General features: G+C 52.9%; 20 protein-coding genes and 2 tRNA genes. 12 read left to right on the top strand and 10 right to left on the bottom strand.

The genetic code is table 11. The annotated features are described in order from the left end of the window. The first annotated feature begins 186 nt into the window (after positions 1-186). From QWU00_RS02580 to QWU00_RS02610, 7 genes are all read left to right on the top strand, one after another. Positions 187-1437, top strand: a complete 1251-nt coding sequence (locus QWU00_RS02580; protein ID WP_166443750.1) for a tyrosine-type recombinase/integrase — start codon at positions 187-189, stop codon at positions 1435-1437. A gap of 25 nt (positions 1438-1462) precedes the next feature. Further along, the gene (locus QWU00_RS02585; RefSeq protein WP_035379414.1) at positions 1463-1774 is read left to right on the top strand and encodes a toxin-antitoxin system TumE family protein; all 312 of its coding nucleotides are present in this window, start codon (positions 1463-1465) and stop codon (positions 1772-1774) included. Then, the gene (locus QWU00_RS02590; protein ID WP_035379416.1) at positions 1771-2115 is read left to right on the top strand and encodes an HVO_A0114 family putative DNA-binding protein; all 345 of its coding nucleotides are present in this window, start codon (positions 1771-1773) and stop codon (positions 2113-2115) included. Before QWU00_RS02585 ends, QWU00_RS02590 begins: the two co-directional genes overlap by 4 nt. 65 nt (positions 2116-2180) lie before the next feature. After that, complete coding sequence (locus QWU00_RS02595) at positions 2181-2771, top strand: hypothetical protein (RefSeq protein WP_096884295.1); 591 nt, start codon at positions 2181-2183, stop codon at positions 2769-2771. Positions 2772-2874: 103 nt separating this feature from the next. After that, entirely contained in the window at positions 2875-3087 is a 213-nt protein-coding gene (locus tag QWU00_RS02600; protein ID WP_081939016.1) for a helix-turn-helix transcriptional regulator, read from the top strand. Positions 3088-3583: 496 nt separating this feature from the next. Beyond that, positions 3584-6067, top strand: coding sequence for a VapE domain-containing protein (locus QWU00_RS02605; RefSeq protein WP_166443751.1), 2484 nt, complete (start codon positions 3584-3586; stop codon positions 6065-6067). Between the two features lie 479 nt (positions 6068-6546). After that, entirely contained in the window at positions 6547-6924 is a 378-nt protein-coding gene (locus QWU00_RS02610) for a hypothetical protein (RefSeq protein WP_150395526.1), read from the top strand. A gap of 129 nt (positions 6925-7053) precedes the next feature. Here the strand turns inward: QWU00_RS02610 and QWU00_RS02615 are convergent, their stop codons facing one another. Next, positions 7054-7257: a hypothetical protein gene (locus tag QWU00_RS02615; protein WP_035379426.1), complete on the bottom strand. Its 204-nt coding sequence runs from the start codon at positions 7255-7257 to the stop codon at positions 7054-7056. 71 nt (positions 7258-7328) lie between these two features. Continuing rightward, a complete protein-coding gene (locus tag QWU00_RS02620; RefSeq protein WP_035379428.1) occupies positions 7329-7676 on the bottom strand; it encodes a hypothetical protein in 348 nt (115 codons plus the stop codon). 332 nt (positions 7677-8008) lie between these two features. Here QWU00_RS02620 and QWU00_RS02625 point away from each other — a divergent pair, with 332 nt between their 5' ends. Next, positions 8009-8866: a hypothetical protein gene (locus QWU00_RS02625; RefSeq protein ID WP_096884294.1), complete on the top strand. Its 858-nt coding sequence runs from the start codon at positions 8009-8011 to the stop codon at positions 8864-8866. A 164-nt stretch (positions 8867-9030) separates the two neighbouring features. Here the strand turns inward: QWU00_RS02625 and QWU00_RS02630 are convergent. From QWU00_RS02630 to QWU00_RS02650, 5 genes are all read right to left on the bottom strand, one after another. Then, positions 9031-9107: transfer RNA gene (locus QWU00_RS02630), tRNA-Arg, on the bottom strand. 38 nt (positions 9108-9145) lie between these two features. Further along, on the bottom strand, positions 9146-9451 hold the full coding sequence (locus QWU00_RS02635; protein WP_035379506.1) for an ETC complex I subunit: 306 nt from the start codon (positions 9449-9451) through the stop codon (positions 9146-9148). Positions 9452-9473: 22 nt separating this feature from the next. Then, a tRNA-Pro gene (locus QWU00_RS02640) sits at positions 9474-9550 on the bottom strand. A gap of 57 nt (positions 9551-9607) precedes the next feature. After that, a complete protein-coding gene (gene gpt, locus QWU00_RS02645) occupies positions 9608-10093 on the bottom strand; it encodes a xanthine phosphoribosyltransferase (protein ID WP_035379430.1) in 486 nt (161 codons plus the stop codon). A 119-nt stretch (positions 10094-10212) separates the two neighbouring features. After that, a complete protein-coding gene (locus QWU00_RS02650) occupies positions 10213-11625 on the bottom strand; it encodes a glycosyltransferase family 4 protein (RefSeq protein WP_035379432.1) in 1413 nt (470 codons plus the stop codon). A 217-nt stretch (positions 11626-11842) separates the two neighbouring features. Between QWU00_RS02650 and QWU00_RS02655 the strand changes: the two genes are divergently transcribed. From QWU00_RS02655 to upp, 3 genes are all read left to right on the top strand, one after another. Next, on the top strand, positions 11843-12913 hold the full coding sequence (locus tag QWU00_RS02655; RefSeq protein ID WP_052051286.1) for an NAD(P)H-dependent flavin oxidoreductase: 1071 nt from the start codon (positions 11843-11845) through the stop codon (positions 12911-12913). Between the two features lie 101 nt (positions 12914-13014). Next, positions 13015-13272, top strand: coding sequence for a hypothetical protein (locus QWU00_RS02660; RefSeq protein WP_035379510.1), 258 nt, complete (start codon positions 13015-13017; stop codon positions 13270-13272). Positions 13273-13452: 180 nt separating this feature from the next. Further along, positions 13453-14106, top strand: coding sequence for a uracil phosphoribosyltransferase (upp, locus tag QWU00_RS02665; protein ID WP_035379434.1), 654 nt, complete (start codon positions 13453-13455; stop codon positions 14104-14106). Positions 14107-14177: 71 nt separating this feature from the next. Here upp and QWU00_RS02670 read toward each other — a convergent pair whose 3' ends face one another. Together QWU00_RS02670 and QWU00_RS02675 are read right to left on the bottom strand one after the other, a co-directional pair. Then, positions 14178-15287, bottom strand: coding sequence for a PQQ-dependent sugar dehydrogenase (locus QWU00_RS02670; protein ID WP_035379436.1), 1110 nt, complete (start codon positions 15285-15287; stop codon positions 14178-14180). A gap of 222 nt (positions 15288-15509) precedes the next feature. After that, complete coding sequence (locus QWU00_RS02675) at positions 15510-16022, bottom strand: hypothetical protein (RefSeq protein ID WP_035379438.1); 513 nt, start codon at positions 16020-16022, stop codon at positions 15510-15512. 305 nt (positions 16023-16327) lie between these two features. On the opposite strand from QWU00_RS02675, the gene QWU00_RS02680 reads away from it, so the two are divergent. Then, complete coding sequence (locus QWU00_RS02680) at positions 16328-16480, top strand: hypothetical protein (RefSeq protein ID WP_156105408.1); 153 nt, start codon at positions 16328-16330, stop codon at positions 16478-16480. Positions 16481-16860: 380 nt separating this feature from the next. Here the strand turns inward: QWU00_RS02680 and QWU00_RS02685 are convergent, their stop codons facing one another. Then, complete coding sequence (locus QWU00_RS02685; protein ID WP_166443752.1) at positions 16861-17967, bottom strand: acyltransferase family protein; 1107 nt, start codon at positions 17965-17967, stop codon at positions 16861-16863. Between the last annotated feature and the right edge of the window lie 94 nt (positions 17968-18061).

Raw genomic sequence — 18061 nt, forward strand, 5'->3', positions numbered from 1 at the left:
CTCACTCCCATGACTTTCGTCCGGTTGATTCAATCGTTCTGCATAGAAGATTCAATTAAAAAGTATATTTAATTCAATCTGTTATGATTTTTTATATTCTCAGCTAGTTGCATGACATCTCTTGCTGTCGCGCGAAAAATGTTGCACCGATGTTGCACAGAACGATCTACAGCCTCTTGGTGCAATATGAAACACCCTTCGCTAACAGCCGCAGCACTCCGTAATATTAAGGTGCCAGAAACCGGCTCAGTGTATCTGCCTGATGGTGGCTGCCCCGGTCTACGACTCCGCATAAGTTCCAATGGCCGAATGGCATGGGTGCTGAATTGCCGCGATCAAGAAGGAAAATCACGCTCCGTCGCTCTAGGCGATTTCAACGGGGCGGGGTGTATCGGGCTGGCAGAAGCTAGAGAGCGAGCTAGACGTGAACGCCAGAAACTGAAAGACGGGAAAGACCCCATAGCCGAACGTAAAGCGGCAAGAGAGGAACACCGCGCCAAGGCTAAGGCTGGCACGCTGGCGACTCTTCTCCCTTTATACGAGCAGCATGTTGTGAGTGCCCGACAGGAGACCGGAGGAGCACGGTCATGGCCAGAGGCCAAACGGGCGATTAACAGCGTGCTGTCGAAGCATCTACACACTCCCTTGCCCGACCTCTCCGGCCCCGCATTGCAACGGACTATAGACAACTGGCCTTCACGGGCACGGGCTGGAGCAACAGTACGCTTCGTTCGACCTGTTCTGAAATGGGCATCACGACGAGGGCTAATGGCTCATGGGATTGCTGAAATGCTGCAACAACCAGAAGGAGCCAACCTGCGCCGTCAACGTGTCTTGTCCGACTCTGAACTTGCCGCAATCTGGAAGCAATTGGACATTATGGGAGCATATGGACCGGCTTTCCGCTGGCTACTCTGGACAGCTTGCCGAAGGTCAGAAATGACGCGTGCTCAATGGCAAGATATAGACTTGGAAACAGGCACGTGGAGCATACCAGCAGCCAACGCCAAGAACGGCAAAGCGCATATAGTGCCGCTACCCCGACAGGCAATCAAGATGCTGGCCAAGATGCAGACAAACTGCCAGCCAACTGATCTAATTTTTCCGAATAAGGCAGGCAAACCGCTGGACAACTGGGACCGCGCGACTAAGCATCTCATGACAGTAAGCGAAACAACAGGCTGGCACCGACACGATCTGAGGCGAACATGCGCCACGATGCTGGGTGATCTGGGGATCATGCCTCATATAATTGAGCGGGTACTGGCACATACCTTATCTATCGGTGGAGATGGCAGCCGCCTTAGCCCTGTGGCGGCCACATACAATCACTCAAGCTATCAGGCAGAGCATGGTGCAGCCTTGCAAGCGCTTGCTGACCGGCTAGACGCAATTGCATACGGCAATGTGGTGACGTTGAGAGGGCAACGGGCATGAGGTGTTGTTTTAATGGACAACGCCGATGAGCGTTGGTAAAAAAGACAACACCAAGGCACTGCTTCTTTTGCGGGAAAGATCGGTTATTTCGCCTTCGGTATTTGTTGAAATTGTCATATGGCGGGTTCCGTCTCCCCTCCGGGGGAGTAGCCATACTTTCAAATATAGGCTGGCTCTTGTAACCAACGAAATCTGTGTCCTTCGGTATGACAATGAGGCAGGAAAAGGAGACCACAAACATATTGATGGAGAGGAAGTTTCTTTTCCTTTTACCACAATCGAACAGCTTGTTGATGATTTCTGGCAAGATGTAGAACTATGGAGGAAACAACAATGACTACAGTGACTCTTGGCGTCTCCTCTATTGAGGAAACTCAACGACGCACAGCAGCAGCCTTACGCGGAGAAACTGTGGGAGCTTTTATCAGTTTTGCCACGCCAGAATTGCTATGGCAGGTGCTCACGCCCAAACGATGGGAAGTTCTGCGCACACTGGCAGGCGCAGGGGAACTAGCCATAAGGGAAGTAGCCCGTCGTGTAGGCCGCGATGTAAAAGCCGTCCATAATGATCTAACCGCACTTGTGACTGCTGGCATAATAGAGCGAACGGAGGGCGGTCATGTGCATTTTCCCTACGATACAATCCATGTCGATTACATGCTTACGGCGGCTGCCTGATGTCTGCTCCTCACCAGCAATTTTATCCAGAAATACAAGTCCCTAGGATACCGGGAGCCGTTTCAATGTCGCCTTCCGATGTCGAGGAATACATTCGGGTCTGGCTGGAACAGCAAGGACAAAAAGGTGATAGACCACTATCACTGGAAATCCGTCTCGAAATCTACAAGATTACGACTAGCAGGGCTTCAGCTCTTAATGAACGAGCCAACTCTGAAAAAGTCAGAAAAATGCGGCAGAACTGTGAAGTTTTTGCCACTGCATTAAATACGATTGAACAGATGGGGCCACTACTAGCTGCATCGCTAGGAAACAAAGAACTCTCGTATAAAGACAAAGAAGAAGATGAACTAGCATTGGAGGGATTACGCAAGGCAGCTAGATGGCTAATCAACTCCCCCAATTTCTTACCTTACCGAGGCAACAGTTTAGACAGTCGCTCAGGTGGGCACTGGTTTGAAGTTAATATGCTTGAAGCCCTGGATCGGTTACTCACGCTCTTTGGGATGCCGTCAGGGATGCAGCATCCGACAGGTAAAGGGATAGACCTTGCATATCGTTTGCTAGCCTATAATCCGGAAAGACCGGAAGATGATGAGAAGTGCCCTTCCGTGGAAACACTGGTTCAAAGGTGGAAGAGAAGTCGAAAAAAATAAGGTGAAAACCACTAAGGACAAACTTTTTTATATTTGTCCGGATTAATCGTGGCCTCATGATGGTCTGCTTCCTTTTGCAATACTATGAGAAAGGAAGCAGTATATGCACACTACCCTACTCGATACCCTTATCCGCCCATCAATGATGGCACAGATACTAAGCGTCAACCGAAGCACTCTTTATCGGTGGGTTAAGCGCGGGGACTTCCCACCGCCTGTTCATGTTGGACAAAATACCTCTGGCTGGTGGAGCAGCACTATCCAGCAATGGCAGCGTGAACAAATGCTTACCTCGCAAAATGAGGTGGCAGCATGAATGTCATAACTTTCCCAATGAGGCAGAGTCATGCGGCTTTTGTTGCCAGTCGCTTAATCCCTTGCAATAAGCCGCACGATCTTCGCGCCATACGCCGTGCATGTGAAATACTAGGCAGGTATGATGGGGGATTGTGGCCAACAAGCATCACAATTCGCGAACTGTTAGATGCGTGTGAAGCGAAAGGACTGCGCGTATCCCGTGCTGATTGTGGACGGGAAGCTGTTGGGGCCAGACTCCCTGCTGATCTGGCCTGTCGTGCAGTCGCCATCTACGCGCTCAAATGGCGAGAGGGCTGGGCATTAACAGCAAGAGACTGCAAGACTTTCATCTGCCGTTTCTTGTCCCGCCTTGGCTGGTCATCAAATATAAGCGCTGCTCAAATTAAAAAACTTCTAGCCATCCATAAGCGGCAGAGCGTGTACGGCGAATGGGCAAACGACCCTATCGAAGAGCAGGTTTCTGCCCTCCTCGCCACTCTCTCAGGAGCCATGTCATGAGTACTTTGCCCAATCTTTCTGCAATCCCTCAACTTACCACTTCAATGTCAGAGGCACCACACACGCACAGTTCGAACATTACCCGTTTGCCCAGAACACCAAGAGCACCAAAAGCGCTCAATGAAAACCGCCCGAATATCTTCGTCCCTCATGTCGTCAGCGATTCCAAGCCCATGCTTGATCCTGAAACAGCTGCCAAGTTTCTTAACTTCATGAGTGGCGGAGCAGGAATCTGCAATTTACGCACCCTCACTGATTGCCCATCCAAAAAGGCCAATCCGACGGGCAGGAATAGCAGCCTGCAACTGCCAATATTACCCCAAGACCTGCTGCAACTGGAAGCCCAGAACAAGCAGGGGAGAGGCATTTTCTGGGTAGTGAATGAAGGCGGACAAAAGGCAGCAGATATATCAGCACCACGCGCCTTATATGTGGACTATGACGGCGATGATCTGGCCGGGTTCCTAAAGCGGCTGGATACCATGCCGCCGCCCCATGCAGTTGTGGAAAGCAGTCACGGCAAGCGTCACGTTTATTGGAAATGTCACGGGGTGCCGGTGGCCGAGTTTGAGGCACTCCAGCAAGGGCTAATTGCCCAGCTTGGCACGGATAAAAGCATACATGATCTGCCAAGGGTAATGCGTGTTCCGGGCTTTCTGCACCAGAAAGATAAAGCCCAGCTTGTCCGGCTTCTACACCTAAATGAAAACCTGCCAGCCTATACACTGGAACAATGCAGAGCCTTTGCAAAACCTCTGCTAGCAGAAAAGGGGAGACGCACACTACGCCAGCCAAAGCTGACTGCACAAGCCACCGCTCCGGCTGGCCGTAACGCAGACGTATTGGCCTATTTCAACAACGCAGCCCTGAACCTGCCCCCGTGGCCAGAAATAGAAGCCGAACAGCAGGCTTATGATCGAAAATGTATCACGTCAGCCGTGGCGTTTCTGGCTGAAGCAGGACATGCAGAAAATCATGATGATTGGCAGACAGTGGGGGCCGACCTCAAGGGCTGCACCCGTGGCGTTGAAGGTGCCGAGCCAGCGCTAACTGATAAAGAAGCCTTCGACCTGTTTGTGCAATTTTCAGGAGCAGCGCCAAATGGGGCAGCGGGCGACCTTGAATACAGATGGGAAAATATTGGCACAGATATTTTTGGGTGCGGTGCCCTACTGAACAGAGCAAAGCAAGCAGGATGGGAGCCGCCACCACACCCCAAGAGCCAGCGGGCAAAGCTGACCAGAGCATTGGCTGACACCTCCAACACAGTAGAAGCCGAGGCCCATAAGGTTTCTGATGATGACCTCATTACCAACGGTAAAGGCCACCCTGTGACCTGCTTGGCGAACGCCGTTTTTGTTCTAGGCCGTGCAGAGAAAACGAAAAACGCTTTTCGCTATAATGAACTGACGGGCAATATTGAGTATCGCCCCTACAATACTTGGCGTCCTTTGGCTGATGCTGACATTCCTGTTTTACAGCTTTGGATACAGCGTTCTGCAATGCCACGCATTGCCCGCGCTGACGTGGAACAAGCCATTCTGGTTAGAGGCTACGCCCACAAATACCACCCCATCCGAGAATGGATGGACGGGCTGCAATGGGATGGGGTGCCACGTGTTAATACATGGCTGCACACGTATCTGGGCGCGGCTGATAATGAATATACGCGCCTAGTCGGTAGGCTGTTCCTGATTGGTATGATTGCCCGTATCCAGCAACCCGGCTGCAAGATGGACAACATGCTTATCCTTGAAGGGCCACAAGGTGCAGGCAAATCATCCGCGCTGGCTATCTTAGCGGGCAAAGATTACTTTTCTGATGGACTGGCGGACATTAGCAGCAAGGATGCAAGTCTTGCCATGCGTGGCCGCTGGCTGATCGAAATTGCAGAACTGGCCGCTTCCAGCAAAGCCGAAGCCGAACACCTTAAAGCCTTTGTATCCCGTAACACTGAACGCTATCGGCCACCATTCGGACGGCTGGAAGTTTCAGAACCCCGCCAATGCGTATTAGCAGGCACAACCAACGTGGGCACGTATCTGAAGGATGCTTCAGGTGCACGGCGCTTCTGGCCTGTCATGGTAGGGCATATTGATCTGGAAGGACTGGAACGCGACCGCAACCAGCTATTTGCAGAAGCCCTGCACCTCTACCAGTCTGGCGCGATCTGGTGGCCCACAACAGCACAGCAGCAGGCGCTGTTTATGCTGGAACAGGACGCCCGATTTGAGGCCGACCCGTGGGAAAGCTACGTGGAACAATACTTGCAAGAAGAAAGCAAGACAGCAGCAGCAGAGGGTAAGGAGTGCCGGGTGACAGTGGCAAATGTTGCCACATGCAGAGGGATAAATCTGGAAGTATCACGCACCACTACACGCGAGAACAGGCGCATAGTCGCCATTTTGCAGCGACTGGGCTGGATACAAAAGCGCACTAAGGGCGCACGTTACTACGTTAAAAACAACGCTACCACATAACGAAAATGCAAAAAAGGGAGGGGCTATGCCTCTCCTTTTCCATATCGGTGACAGCAGTGTCGCACTGAAGCTGTCACCCGGAAAATAGTGGTTTTCTGCCATTTTTTAGAAGTCAGTGAAAAGGGCGACAGATGACGGACCATATCTCCTATACGCTGTGTATTACATACACACATGCAGGAATGAGACACTGCATGGTCTAGGTGCAATATGCTTCTTCTTGTATAAATAATAACTATCTGTCACCTCTGTCATACTGTCATTTATTAAATGTAAATGGCTGTTTTCTGCGGGCTATAGCAATGACAGCCGTTCTTTCACTTACTGTCACATCTGTCACGGTCTTCCGACTGTCTGCATGTTACCCAGACCAAATAACTATAAAAAAGGTCGTGTCCCATTATGTCGGACATACTAGTTGCAGGAATGTATTTAATAACCATGTGAAGAAGCGAACCAAGCACGCGCAGGAGAGCATCATGTCGCTTTATTTACGCAATCTATTAGCGCATAGGCAGGCAGAACGAGAGGCCGTTACCGCCGCCTCTATGCAAGCAGCATTCCAGCAGAAGCCGCCCTCACAGGCCCGTATAGAGGCCCTCCGCCGTTGGAACCAGAAAAGACAGGCAGAAGCAAAGAAAGCCACACAGGCTGCTGAAAAGAAATGTCGGGATGCCTATTGGCCGTGGTTCTGCTCACTGCCTGAAGCTGACCGTCATCGTGCATGGACGCTTGCCGAATTAGTACCAATTTTCGGTGTAAACCGTCAGACGCTCGCCCGGCACCTCCGACTAATGGGCTGGCAATGCGTCCACTGCCATGCAGGCAATGTATGGAAAGCACCTAAGAATATCTGAAAAAGCAAAGCCCTCTCTCTCCTTAGATGCTTGTCCATGAGGGGGGGATACTGTGTCTGACACCCCCTCTATAGCGAGCCGCCCCGCCCAAACGATTGTCCCATTAGGGGGGACGGCAAGAGATAGTCTCTATTTGTAACGCGCAATTAGGTAGAAAACGACGTAATACAAAACTGCAATGACGATAAAACCACCCCATCCGGCCATGTGTTCGGTGGAGCCTCCCGACATTACGAAAATACCAATTCCGAATATCGTAAACGCCATCATGCCTGCTGTCAGGATTAGAGCCGTTTTGGCTGGACTATTCTCTCGATTTTCATTCATTTTCATTTGTCTCCAATTTTCTTTTCACAAAAAACTAGAATCTGATCTTGCTTTTCCTAAATAAAGGAAAGTGAGAATTATCCACCCATTCCGGGCATACCCAAGCCGCCACCGCTTTGTTGTGTGCGGTTCATCATATAGTTGGACCGTGCTTTCTGGCATGCCTGCTGATAATCAATCGAACCGCCCATGCTGCATGTCGCAAACTGACCAGCACCGCCATCTTGATACCCACGCTGCATGTCCTGCTGCTGTTGCATTTGTCGCTGCATTTGCTGTTGCTGCTGTATCATGCGTTGCTGCTGTTCAAGCAGTTCGTTCTGCCGGGCGGCATAACTTCCATACGGTGCGCCGTAAGTATATCCCTGAGCGTGGGCTATTACAGGCAAAGCTATAAGCAGGGCGACTGCCAAAAAAAATTTCATTCTCTAACGCCTCATTTTTGTCCTGCGACGGACACGCAACCAAAGGCAACGCCCTCCGGGCGTCGGGCGGTTCGCAGCGTGTCTACATGAGGCATATGCACGCCCTGCCTATTTCCACAGACAATGAACGGCTCTCACCATTCACCGCTGGACATAGGTCCGGGTGTTGTATTCAGCAGGCCGCCCAACATAGGGGCCACCTCATGTAGAAAGGCGCTGCGACACGCCGTTTATGATTATGCCATGAAAGCTATTTTGTAGCTAGATATAGCCCTCGCCCCAATTCGAAGGAGAGAGACGGAACGACTGAAAGGCCTTATTACGCAACTCCCATGCCCAAGAAGAACAAAGTGGAAACTCTGTTATTTCTGCTCTTCAAAAAAGCAACCGTCGAAACACGTAAATTAGGAGAAGAACACAAAATGAAAGCTATTAGAGCCTGCCTTCAATGCTCCTTAGATCGCAATATTCATAATTTTTCTTCCGATAAATCAGTTAGAATACCTGATGACGGTGTAATAGAAATAAAATGCGAATACGGTCATCATACGGTAATTATTATTCAGCAAGAAAAATTTGAAATACTATCTCAAATGGCAATAAGAGCAATTGTGGATGGTTACTATCGAGATGCTATAGCATCCTTCTCCGGTTCTTTAGAAAGGCTATATGAATTTTTTGTCAGAACAATATGTCGTAAGCATCGCATTTACGATTCTCATTTCGCAACATCTTGGAAGGAAATGTCTAATCAATCAGAACGTCAGCTTGGCGCATTTATTGCGCTCCACCTTCTGGAGACTGGACAACCTCCAAAGTTACTTTCCCATAAAAATACGAATTTCCGCAATTCAATTATACATAAGGGCACCTTCCCTAGTAGAGACAAAACAGTTCAATTCGGACAGGCCGTTTTGGATTGCGCGCTACCGCTCGTAAAGCTGTTGAAATCTGAGGCTTATCTCCCCACAGTGAATGCACTCGGAATGGATAGCATTTGCGCTCGCGCGAAACCCGCGCATGACCGAGGCTTACGGACAACAACACAATGCATTTACACATTACTCAGCCTAAGCTTCGCCAGAAATCAAAGCAGCATTGAAGAAGCAATCGCTGAAGCGGAAGAACAGAAAGAGAGAGAAAAATTGGAAAGCGAATGGCTCAGAAGAGCCTGCCAAGAAAGAGGGTGAATAATGGGTTACCCTGCCCCGCCTACCCGTGGACATGTCAGGGCATGAACCTCTTAGCCACGAGCCGGAGATCACACCAACTGCTTAATGTTGCACCATTGTTGCACCACATGGTCAGAGAGGATTTTTTCTTCCCTAAATCCCATCTAAGCCATTGAAAAGAATGGCGCGCCCTGCTGGATTCGAACCAGCGACCCACAGCTTAGAAGGCTGTTGCTCTATCCAACTGAGCTAAGGGCGCGTGATGTTCGTTCCGGATACCGAGGAATACCCAGAAAATCAATGGGTCCAGTTCTGAATCCGATTGGATGCAAAATTATCTGCATAGACTTTGGGAACACGGATGCGCTCAGCAGGTTTTTCAACCTCAAAGGCAATATGTTCGCGCTGTGCGTACGCCACAGCTTCTTCACAACTGGAAAAATACAACCGCAGTTGGGCGCGCGTGTCACTGCTGCCTGTCCACCCCATCAGGCTGTCCTGATGCCGTGGGGCGCTCTGCCCATATTCAAACACCCAATCCTGCGTGCCTGCCAGTCCTGACTGACCCGCTGGCTTAGGCTGCCTGTAAATCCGTGCCGGCATCACAATGCCTCCAGATGTTATATGGTCGGGGCGCCCGGACTCGAACCGGGGGCCTCTTGTACCCAAAACAAGCGCGCTACCAGGCTGCGCCACGCCCCGAATGCAGCGGAACCTAAGCGGCATTCTTCCGGCTGGCAAGCCCATAACGGTAAAAAATCAGCTATCGCTTTCAATCGGCTTGCTGGCCAGCGGCGGCACGAACAGCGGCGCGGTATCCCACGGGAACAAAACCCAGGTTTCCTGCGGCACTTCCACCACAAACCGGTCAGTCAGCGCTTTACCGGCAGGTTTGGCATACAGGCAGGCAAAATAGGCCTTGGGCAGGCGTTCACGCACAACACGCGCCGTAACACCAGAATCTACCAGATCATCAATTACCAGAAAGCCTTCACCATCCCCGGCGGCTTCCGGTGATTTGATGATACGCGGCTCACCACGCTCTTCCTCATCATACGTCACCACGGAAATGGTTTCCACAAGGCGGCAGTTCAGTTCACGCGCGATAATGGCAGCCGGAATCAGCCCACCACGCGTTACGGCCACAATGCCTTTGATCGGCATGTTCGCCACAAGCTCTTCAGCCAGCAGGCGGGCATCCCGATGCAATTGATCCCACGTGACAGTCGCGTAATTTACGGCCATCTGGCGCTTCTTCCCTACTCAATATCAATCATGACCAAGATGATCCCGGTCCGTCCGCGGTCCTTCTGCCACTACTGGCGGCTTTGCTGCAAACCCGTTTCCGGGATGTTGCGCGTTTTTTATGCCAGCAATGCCTGTTTCAACACACCAACGGCTTTGCTCCACGGCACCGGACGGAAGCTGGCCCGAATGGCGTCTTCCTGCTCCTTCAGCGCCTGCGGATCATCCAGCCAGCAGGTGATGCGGGCCAGAAGATCCGTGCCGTTATCCGGGTCAAACGCCTCCGCCAGGCCCCCTCCGGCTTCCGGCAGGGAGGAACGGTCAGAGATAAGGCAGGCTTTGCCGCACGCCAGACTTTCTGTCACAGGTAGCCCCCATCCCTCATAAAAAGAGGGGAAAACCGTAAACAGGCAGTTCTGATAGAGATGGGCCATCAGGGTATCCGAGGGTGCATCTATCCACACAACATGTCCATTCAGCCAGGCGCTATTACGGATTTGCTGCATGAGATCATCCACCAGCCAGCCTTGGCAGCCCGCCAGCACCAGTTTGGGCACTGCTCCAGCCGGGCGTGCCTGCAACAGCCTCCGCCATGTCCGAAACAGAACCGCATGATTTTTCCGTGCTTCCAGCGTGCCTACACACAGCACATAGTTCCCCAACGCGGAGACAAGACGGGCCTCTTCCACCGCACGCGGCGCGGCATCCGCCACAAAGCCGCTGCCCATGGGCAATGTGACAACAGGCGCGCTCAGGGGTTGGCTGTGCTGGGCCGCATAGGCGAGAACATCCTGCCGCGTGGCCTCGGAGTTCGCAAAAATCACATCACATTCCGGCAGAACAGCCCCGTACCAGCGGCGAAAAACAGCAGGTAGACCAGGGCGACACCACTCCGGCCACAACAAGGGTACCAGATCATGCACCAAAACCGCGGCTCTTACCCCATAACGCTGTTTGATGCTGTGCAGGAGGGCACCATAGCTTGCATGTGTCCAGGAAGCGCCAAGTGTCAGCACAACATCGCCCGCCTGAGGGGCAAATGCAGAGCCTGCTTCCGCCGCACCGCGCCGCCGGTTGCGCCATTCAGCCTGCGCCACATCCTTCACAAACGCGCCAGAGGCCTGCCCTAGCGCACCCAAGCTCAGCCCCGCCGCCAACAGGCTGCGCACAACCTGCCCGGCAGGAACGCGCAGCGAAGTCGGCACACTTTGAGCCAGACGCCGCACGCGGGAAGCCTGCCCCCCACCCGGTTCCGCACTCGCGGTTCTCACCTGTCCCGTCTGCTGCGCTGCCGCGCCGCCCGCCAGATGGGCGTTGAGCGCTTCTACCTGCTCCCACGCTACGGGCACAAAATCCGTGCCTGTAGGCGTGTGCCGCACGAACCGAATGGCAGGCCATATCTGGGCGTCATTCCGCAGGGCGTGGCAGATTTCCAGAACCACGCGCTGAATGCCGCTAGGGCGCGTGGCGGTGCGGGCATACACAAACAGGTCTTCCACATCTATCCAGATGCGCACCGGCTCCTGCTGCATGAAACGCGCTCCTTATACTTTAGTGCGCCAGGGTCATTCTGCCCGTGCGCCAGTTCGGTTATTCTGACGATATGCCCGGCCTCAAGCCATACCGTCCGGATGGCAGGAATAAAAGCGGCACGTTCCAAGGAAGACCGGGCCCTGAAAACACCGGGAACATTTGGCAACATCATGGCGTTGTAATAGATGTATCTATTACACATCTTATGAGCCCCACATGATCCCTGAGATTTCCGCCCTTCTTACGCCGGGTTTTCCCGTCATTCAGGCCCCTATGGCAGGGGTTTCAGACAGTTCCGTGGTCATCAAGGCAACGCAGGCCGGTTTTCTGGGGGCGTTGGGGGCAGGCATGATGGAGCCTGAAACCATACAAAAGGAGAGCCGCAACATCCGGGCCGCCACTTCCGCCCCTTTCTGCATTAACCTGTTTGTGCTGGAAGAGCCTTCCTCCAACGCGCCAGATCTGGCTCCGCTGACATGGCTGACCGATCTTTACGCGTGGCACAACATCCCTTTTTCCGTTCCCGAAAAATGCGCGCCGTCCTTTCCGGCCCAGTTTGAAGCCGTTCTGGCCGAAGCCCCTGCGGTGCTAAGCTGCACATTTGGCCAGCTTTCCAAAGATCAGATAGCAGCCTGCCATGCCCGCAATATTGCCGTTGTGGGCACAGCCACCAGCACGCCAGAAGCACTGGCATGGGCGGATGCCGGGGCAGATGCCATTTGCGCGCAGGGTATTGAGGCCGGAGGCCACAGAGGCAGTTTTCTGACCGCGCAAGATCAGGGCATGGGGCTTCTGCCCCTCCTTCAGGAAATCCGGTCTGCTGTCTCGCTACCCCTTATTGCGGCAGGCGGCATTGCCACAGGGAGCGCCATACTGGCCGTGCTGGCTCTTGGCGCATGTGCCGCCCAGATGGGAACAGCCTTGCTGCCCAGCACCGACCTCTCCCTACCTTCTCCCTACCGCAAGGCCTTGCTCAACAAGCCCTTTGGCACCGATACGGAACTGACAAATGCTTTTTCAGGCCGGTATGCCCGTGGTTTGCAAAATGAGTTTCTGAGAACCAGCAGAGGCAAGGCAACCCTGCCCTATCCCATACAGAATGCGCTTACCCAACCACTGCGCAAGGTGTCTGCTCAAACGGATGGTGAGCACCTTTCCCTCTGGGCTGGGCAAGCCGTGCATCTGGGCCGAGACATAAGTCTGGCCGCGCTAGCAGAGACGCTGAAAAAAGAACTGCTGGACGCTAGTCAAACACTGAAAAAACAATGGCTTTCTGCTTTGTCATGAAACGTCTTTCAACAAATGCCCGTTATAGACGGTGAGACTTGACTGATGAGAAGCAGAGTGGCCGGAAGAGCCACCTGTACTGGCGGAACAAGGAAAAAACCATGAGAGCGATCTCAAAAAATGTCGCAACCGCTGCCATTCTGACAGCACTGATAGCCCTTGCTGGGTGTGGAGACCGTTATAATACCGGCGCACGCGCAGGCTCTGGCGCGCTGATTGGCGCAGGGGGTGGCGCCGCTATTGGGGCCATTGCTGGCGGCGGCGGTGGGGCCGCAGTTGGCGCATTGGCAGGCGGTGCTACTGGCGCTGCTGTGGGGGCAGCCACCACGCCTCAGAGGCCCTCGCACCGCCATCGCTAAGGGACGATTCGTCAGCTTTTGATCGTCTGACAAAGGAAAACGTGAGGCTGTATGGGCAGGACAAAAAGAACCACCCATACAGTCTTTTCTTTATCGAAACGGGTACATGGGGAAGTTTTGCCCCTGTACGCGGCTTTTCTGCCATAGCTTCCACCCGCATCTGCGGGTAAAAGAGCGGGCATGACAACACAGCCTTCTCCCTTTGCGTCCTCCCCTATTGTGTTGGACCATCCCCTCATCCGGCATAAACTCACCCGCCTCCGGAAGGTGGAAACCTCAACAGCAGGATTCCGTCGTCTGGTGCGGGAACTCAGCCTGCTGATGTGCTATGAAGCCACGCGGGACCTGCCCATGGAGCCGGTGGAAATCACCACCCCGCTGGAAACCATGCAGGCAGAACAGCTTGCAGGCCCGGATGTGTGCTTCATTTCTATTCTGCGGGCTGGCAATGGGCTGCTGGATGGCATGCTTGATCTGGTGCCGTTTGCCCCGGTTGGTCATATCGGCCTGTACCGTGACCCTGAATCACTGGAAGCGGTGGAATACTACCTCAAACTGCCCAGCCAGATTTCCTCCCGCCGGTGCGTGGTGGTGGACCCTATGCTGGCCACTGGTCATAGTGCGGCAGCAGCCCTCACCCGCCTGAAAGAAAAAGGGGCAAAACGGCTGCTGTTTGTCTGCTTGCTTTCCACCCCTGAAGGCATAGCCTGCCTGAAGGAGCACCACCCGGATGTGCCGGTTATTACCTGCGCCATAGACCGCGGGCTGGACGAACACGGTTATATCCGCCCCGGTCTGGGGGATGCCGGAGACCGCCTGTTCGGCACCAAATAAGACGTAACGGTTTCTCCGCCTTTCGATCTGCAATGGGGCCAAGGCGGGGTATCCGAAAGGGTGGCCGCCTACTAGTGTGGCCCATATGTCAGCCGATACACTGCCCCTGCCTTATCATCACTGATCAGCAGACTGCCATCAGGCAATGGCTGAACATCGGCTGGCCGCCCCCATGACCGTTCATTCTTCTGAAAACCGCTGACAATAGTTTGCGGAGCCAGTGGATTACCATCTTTCCCGAATGGAACGGCAACAACCTGATACCCGGCAAGTTTGCTTCTGTTCCAAGATCCGTGCTCCGCTATAAAAAGCACCCCTTTGTAAACAGAGGGAAACTGCGTTCCTTCATAAAACCGCAGCCCCAGTGCAGCCACATGAGCCCCCAGATTAACAGCGGGCGGCGTAAATTCTGAGCAGGCATGCTTTCCGCCAAACTCAGGATCAGGCACCTCCCCCTGATGGCAGAAAGGGTACCCAAAAGACTGATCCGGGGTTGTTACCGTGTTCAGTTCATCGGACGGCGTGTCATCCCCCATCATGTCGCGCCCGTTATCTGTAAACCATAACGCCTGTGTTTCTGGCCGCCAGGTGAAACCGACTGTGTTGCGGATGCCGTAAGCCACATCCTTCTGGTCCGTTCCATCGGGCTTCATGCTCATGAGCCGGCCAAACTGACGCCCCACATTACAGATATTGCATGGTGCCCCGATTGGCACATACAGCCGGTTATCCGGCCCAAAGGCTATGAATTTCCAGGAATGATCCCCTTCCTCATACGGAAGATTATCCACCGCCACCTGTGGCTCTGGCGGACTATCCAGATGGTTCTCTATATCATGCAGCACCAGAATATGAGTGATGTCAGACACATACAGGTCTCCATCATGAAACGCGACGCCCGCAGGCATACTCAGGCCGGACGCAATGGTCCGTATCTGGGTTGCTTTTCCATCCTTAAAACCGGAAAGCGCGTAAACTTTCCCTGCTGTCATGGACCCGACAAAAACCGTTCCATGTGCGCCTAAAGCCATTTCACGCGCACTTGGCACAGGAGCCGCATAGACGGAGATGTGAAAACCGGACGGCACTTCCAACCGCTCTACAGGGGGAGCCGCATGTGCCGTGGCCAATGGCATAAGTCCCATTGCACCGCACACCAAGCCTAGCCAGACAGACCGCATCCCTCTTTCTCCTCAGTCAGAAAAATGATGTTAGGATCTTGCTACTCTGAAAAACCTTTCAACACGCAACAACGGCAACGCAGAAGCGGAAAAAGAGTACACGTAAAAAATCATTCTGAGGGATAAAAAAATCTGGACACCATGGCAGGATGAGTGTGCATGCCTTCACCCTTACGCAGGCAGATACAAAACTGATATGATCTTTTTAAAAAACTCACGATTTTAAAGCTTTTTACGCATATGGGTTCTAAGGTCATTACACCGTTTGGCATACTGAGACGCCTTGGATGCCGTGAAAAAATTGATCAAAAAAGCACCCGCCAGAGAAAAAAAGGAAACAACCGTTAGAATTTCCCCAGTAGCGGAAATAACCTCTTCATAATGCAGCGCAGAATACCATAACAGACTGATGCTCAGCACTGCGCCAAAGAAACCAAATACACCCGTCGATTTCATGAGGGAGTCTTCAATGCTTTCAAATGCGGATGTCTCTTTCCACAAATCAAAAAGCTGGCGGTCCACCTCCCCCACAGCTTCTGCATGGGTAGCCTTATCTTCAACCGTGCGCTTGTGTGGATTTTTACGGTAGATATCCAACTCCTGCCTTGCCTTGGCAAATACACGCCTCCGCTCCTTGATAGCAGGCAGGCTGATATCCACAAAGCTCAGAATGGCCACGTTCAACCCGGCTGATAATTGAACAACAGCCTGAAAATCCCCCCACGTCACGGCCATGCGGAACCGCTCCCATCTCCACTTTATGCAAACCAGCCCTTTGTTTAGTGTTCACTCTCCTGGAGAGATAGAGCCACCGGACATGCCAGCCATAACACGCCATAGAGATAAGTGTGGCAACACGGCATATCCTTGAACAATGCTTCAAGAAACATAATCATGGGATGTTACGCCCGCTGTAAAACACTCTTCCGGCGAGTTAGTCCTTCCGCTCTTTGCTTGCTTTCTCTGCCTCATGGCGCAATGGTGGCGGAATTACCCCTCCCCCAACGGGAACCGGGGCACTTCAGAGAGGGAACGAGATCATGCGCACAGGAAAGAAAACCGTCTTGATGGCCCTGATCGCGCTTGCGCTCTCTGGCTGTAAAAACTTCTATCACAGCAGTTGCCCCGGCTTTTATGGCGAAAACCCTGAGGCACGAGATGGCGTGAAATCTGTCATCCAAACCTGTAACTGAAACTCTCATACCGAGCCTGTGTGAAGAACCTGCCACAATAAGTCTGGCGGGGCTTTAGTCCCTTAAGAACAAGCTCCTGCCATCTCCACACGCTTTTAAAATAACGAATGATCCAGACGAGTTCATAACACCATCCCACCGTGGCTACGCCACAGGCGTCTACCATTGCAAAAGACAATCGCAACACTGTGCAGCACAAGATAAACAGGCGGGTCGCGCAGATAACCACACCAGAGAGAACTAGAACTACCCGTCCAGAGTAGCCTCCACCCCGCCAAAAGCTGCCACACGCCCTATCCACAATGGCCTGCCCTGACGGCCAGACCATGAGAGAAGACATCGCCCATCAAACCGTCTTAACAGGTCTCGGGACACGGGCTCTAAGAGGACGACATATCTCCGCCAAGTGCTGGCCGGGGTATTGTCTTTCTGTGAAACTGACTGAGCCGATGAGCCGGCATTTCAACAAGCCAGAAAAAGACCGTAGCCACCAGAATAGCACTGACAACACTAAGCCCGGCCACTTCCAGCGGCGGCATAAACAGCCCGAACCATGCAACAACAGCCAGAAAAACCGGCAGGTGCGTAATATACAAACTGTAGGAAATTTTCCCCAACTCCTGCCAAATGCCTCCCCGCAACAGGCGTGATGACCGGGAAGCAGGATCACTGACCAGCAGGATAAGAGCGCAGGCCCCTACCAGCACCACACTGTCCCGCCCTATGGAGCATCCGGCAAACACTGCAAGCCATGCCGCAATCCGGATACCTCTCCCCTTCGGTAACCGTGCTCCAGACACCGCCAGAGCATAACCCGCCGCAAAAAAGAGAATAAAATAGAGTGTTGCGGCAAGACCGTTCAGCACCCCTCTACCCAGAGTGACATCTGGAGCGACCTCACCTGAAAAAATAAGCACCATGGACACAATGGCTGACACCAGAATGGTGGGTATCCATACCCGACGCCATATCACGGCCAGGGGTAATAAAAGGGAGATCCGCCACTCATGAGTCAGAGACCATACGGCGGCATCCAGCGGGTAGCCTTGACCTGTCACATCGCCCAGAAGAGTTGTTTCCTCAAACCAGTCTTCCCATGTGGGGTCCTGCCCCCACTGAGCACGCCAGAAAAAGGGGTTAAGCTGATGGGAAATGGGGTGATGCCGGCATATCTGGTAGAGTAGCAGGGAAAGCAGTAGTCCTGCCGCAATAGGCAGACAAAGCCTAAGAGTTCTGCGCCAGTACCAGTCCATCATTCTGAATGATTTGCGCCGTTGCACAGCAAGTGTCAGCACATAACCGCTCAGAACAAAAAAGAACAGAACAGGAGCGCGCCCCGTTGCAATCATGCGCAAAGGCGTATGCAGAAGCAGACTGTCTGGCAAAACCCATGGTGGTGGCCACATCCAATGTACATGGTGCAACAGCACAACAACAGCTGCAATACCGCGTAGGGCGTCAAGCTCCTCCCGGCGGTTACTAACCACTTTCCCACTATTTTCCATTTTAAAATACTCACACGTCCACAGTCTTTTTATTGTGCGGAATCGCCTGTTATTCTTTGTAACTTTTCTATCGAAC

Origin of the sequence: Acetobacter tropicalis (assembly GCF_030644465.1) — a bacterium.
Taxonomy (GTDB): Bacteria; Pseudomonadota; Alphaproteobacteria; order Acetobacterales; family Acetobacteraceae; genus Acetobacter; species Acetobacter tropicalis.

What these genes read in the sequence shown, in the direction of transcription:
- QWU00_RS02595 (WP_096884295.1), top strand. Translation starts at nt 2,181, where the DNA reads ATGTCGCCTTCCGATGTCGAGGAATACATTCGGGTCTGGCTGGAACAG.
- QWU00_RS02605 (WP_166443751.1), top strand. Translation starts at nt 3,584, where the DNA reads ATGAGTACTTTGCCCAATCTTTCTGCAATCCCTCAACTTACCACTTCA.
- QWU00_RS02580 (WP_166443750.1), top strand. Translation starts at nt 187, where the DNA reads ATGAAACACCCTTCGCTAACAGCCGCAGCACTCCGTAATATTAAGGTG.
- QWU00_RS02635 (WP_035379506.1), bottom strand. Translation starts at nt 9,451, where the DNA reads ATGCCGGCACGGATTTACAGGCAGCCTAAGCCAGCGGGTCAGTCAGGA.
- QWU00_RS02620 (WP_035379428.1), bottom strand. Translation starts at nt 7,676, where the DNA reads ATGAAATTTTTTTTGGCAGTCGCCCTGCTTATAGCTTTGCCTGTAATA.
- QWU00_RS02625 (WP_096884294.1), top strand. Translation starts at nt 8,009, where the DNA reads ATGCCCAAGAAGAACAAAGTGGAAACTCTGTTATTTCTGCTCTTCAAA.
- upp (WP_035379434.1), top strand. Translation starts at nt 13,453, where the DNA reads ATGACAACACAGCCTTCTCCCTTTGCGTCCTCCCCTATTGTGTTGGAC.
- QWU00_RS02670 (WP_035379436.1), bottom strand. Translation starts at nt 15,287, where the DNA reads ATGCGGTCTGTCTGGCTAGGCTTGGTGTGCGGTGCAATGGGACTTATG.
- QWU00_RS02660 (WP_035379510.1), top strand. Translation starts at nt 13,015, where the DNA reads ATGAGAGCGATCTCAAAAAATGTCGCAACCGCTGCCATTCTGACAGCA.
- QWU00_RS02585 (WP_035379414.1), top strand. Translation starts at nt 1,463, where the DNA reads ATGAGCGTTGGTAAAAAAGACAACACCAAGGCACTGCTTCTTTTGCGG.
- QWU00_RS02610 (WP_150395526.1), top strand. Translation starts at nt 6,547, where the DNA reads ATGTCGCTTTATTTACGCAATCTATTAGCGCATAGGCAGGCAGAACGA.
- QWU00_RS02650 (WP_035379432.1), bottom strand. Translation starts at nt 11,625, where the DNA reads ATGCAGCAGGAGCCGGTGCGCATCTGGATAGATGTGGAAGACCTGTTT.
- QWU00_RS02615 (WP_035379426.1), bottom strand. Translation starts at nt 7,257, where the DNA reads ATGAAAATGAATGAAAATCGAGAGAATAGTCCAGCCAAAACGGCTCTA.
- QWU00_RS02600 (WP_081939016.1), top strand. Translation starts at nt 2,875, where the DNA reads ATGCACACTACCCTACTCGATACCCTTATCCGCCCATCAATGATGGCA.
- QWU00_RS02590 (WP_035379416.1), top strand. Translation starts at nt 1,771, where the DNA reads ATGACTACAGTGACTCTTGGCGTCTCCTCTATTGAGGAAACTCAACGA.
- gpt (WP_035379430.1), bottom strand. Translation starts at nt 10,093, where the DNA reads ATGGCCGTAAATTACGCGACTGTCACGTGGGATCAATTGCATCGGGAT.
- QWU00_RS02675 (WP_035379438.1), bottom strand. Translation starts at nt 16,022, where the DNA reads ATGGCCGTGACGTGGGGGGATTTTCAGGCTGTTGTTCAATTATCAGCC.
- QWU00_RS02680 (WP_156105408.1), top strand. Translation starts at nt 16,328, where the DNA reads ATGCGCACAGGAAAGAAAACCGTCTTGATGGCCCTGATCGCGCTTGCG.
- QWU00_RS02655 (WP_052051286.1), top strand. Translation starts at nt 11,843, where the DNA reads ATGATCCCTGAGATTTCCGCCCTTCTTACGCCGGGTTTTCCCGTCATT.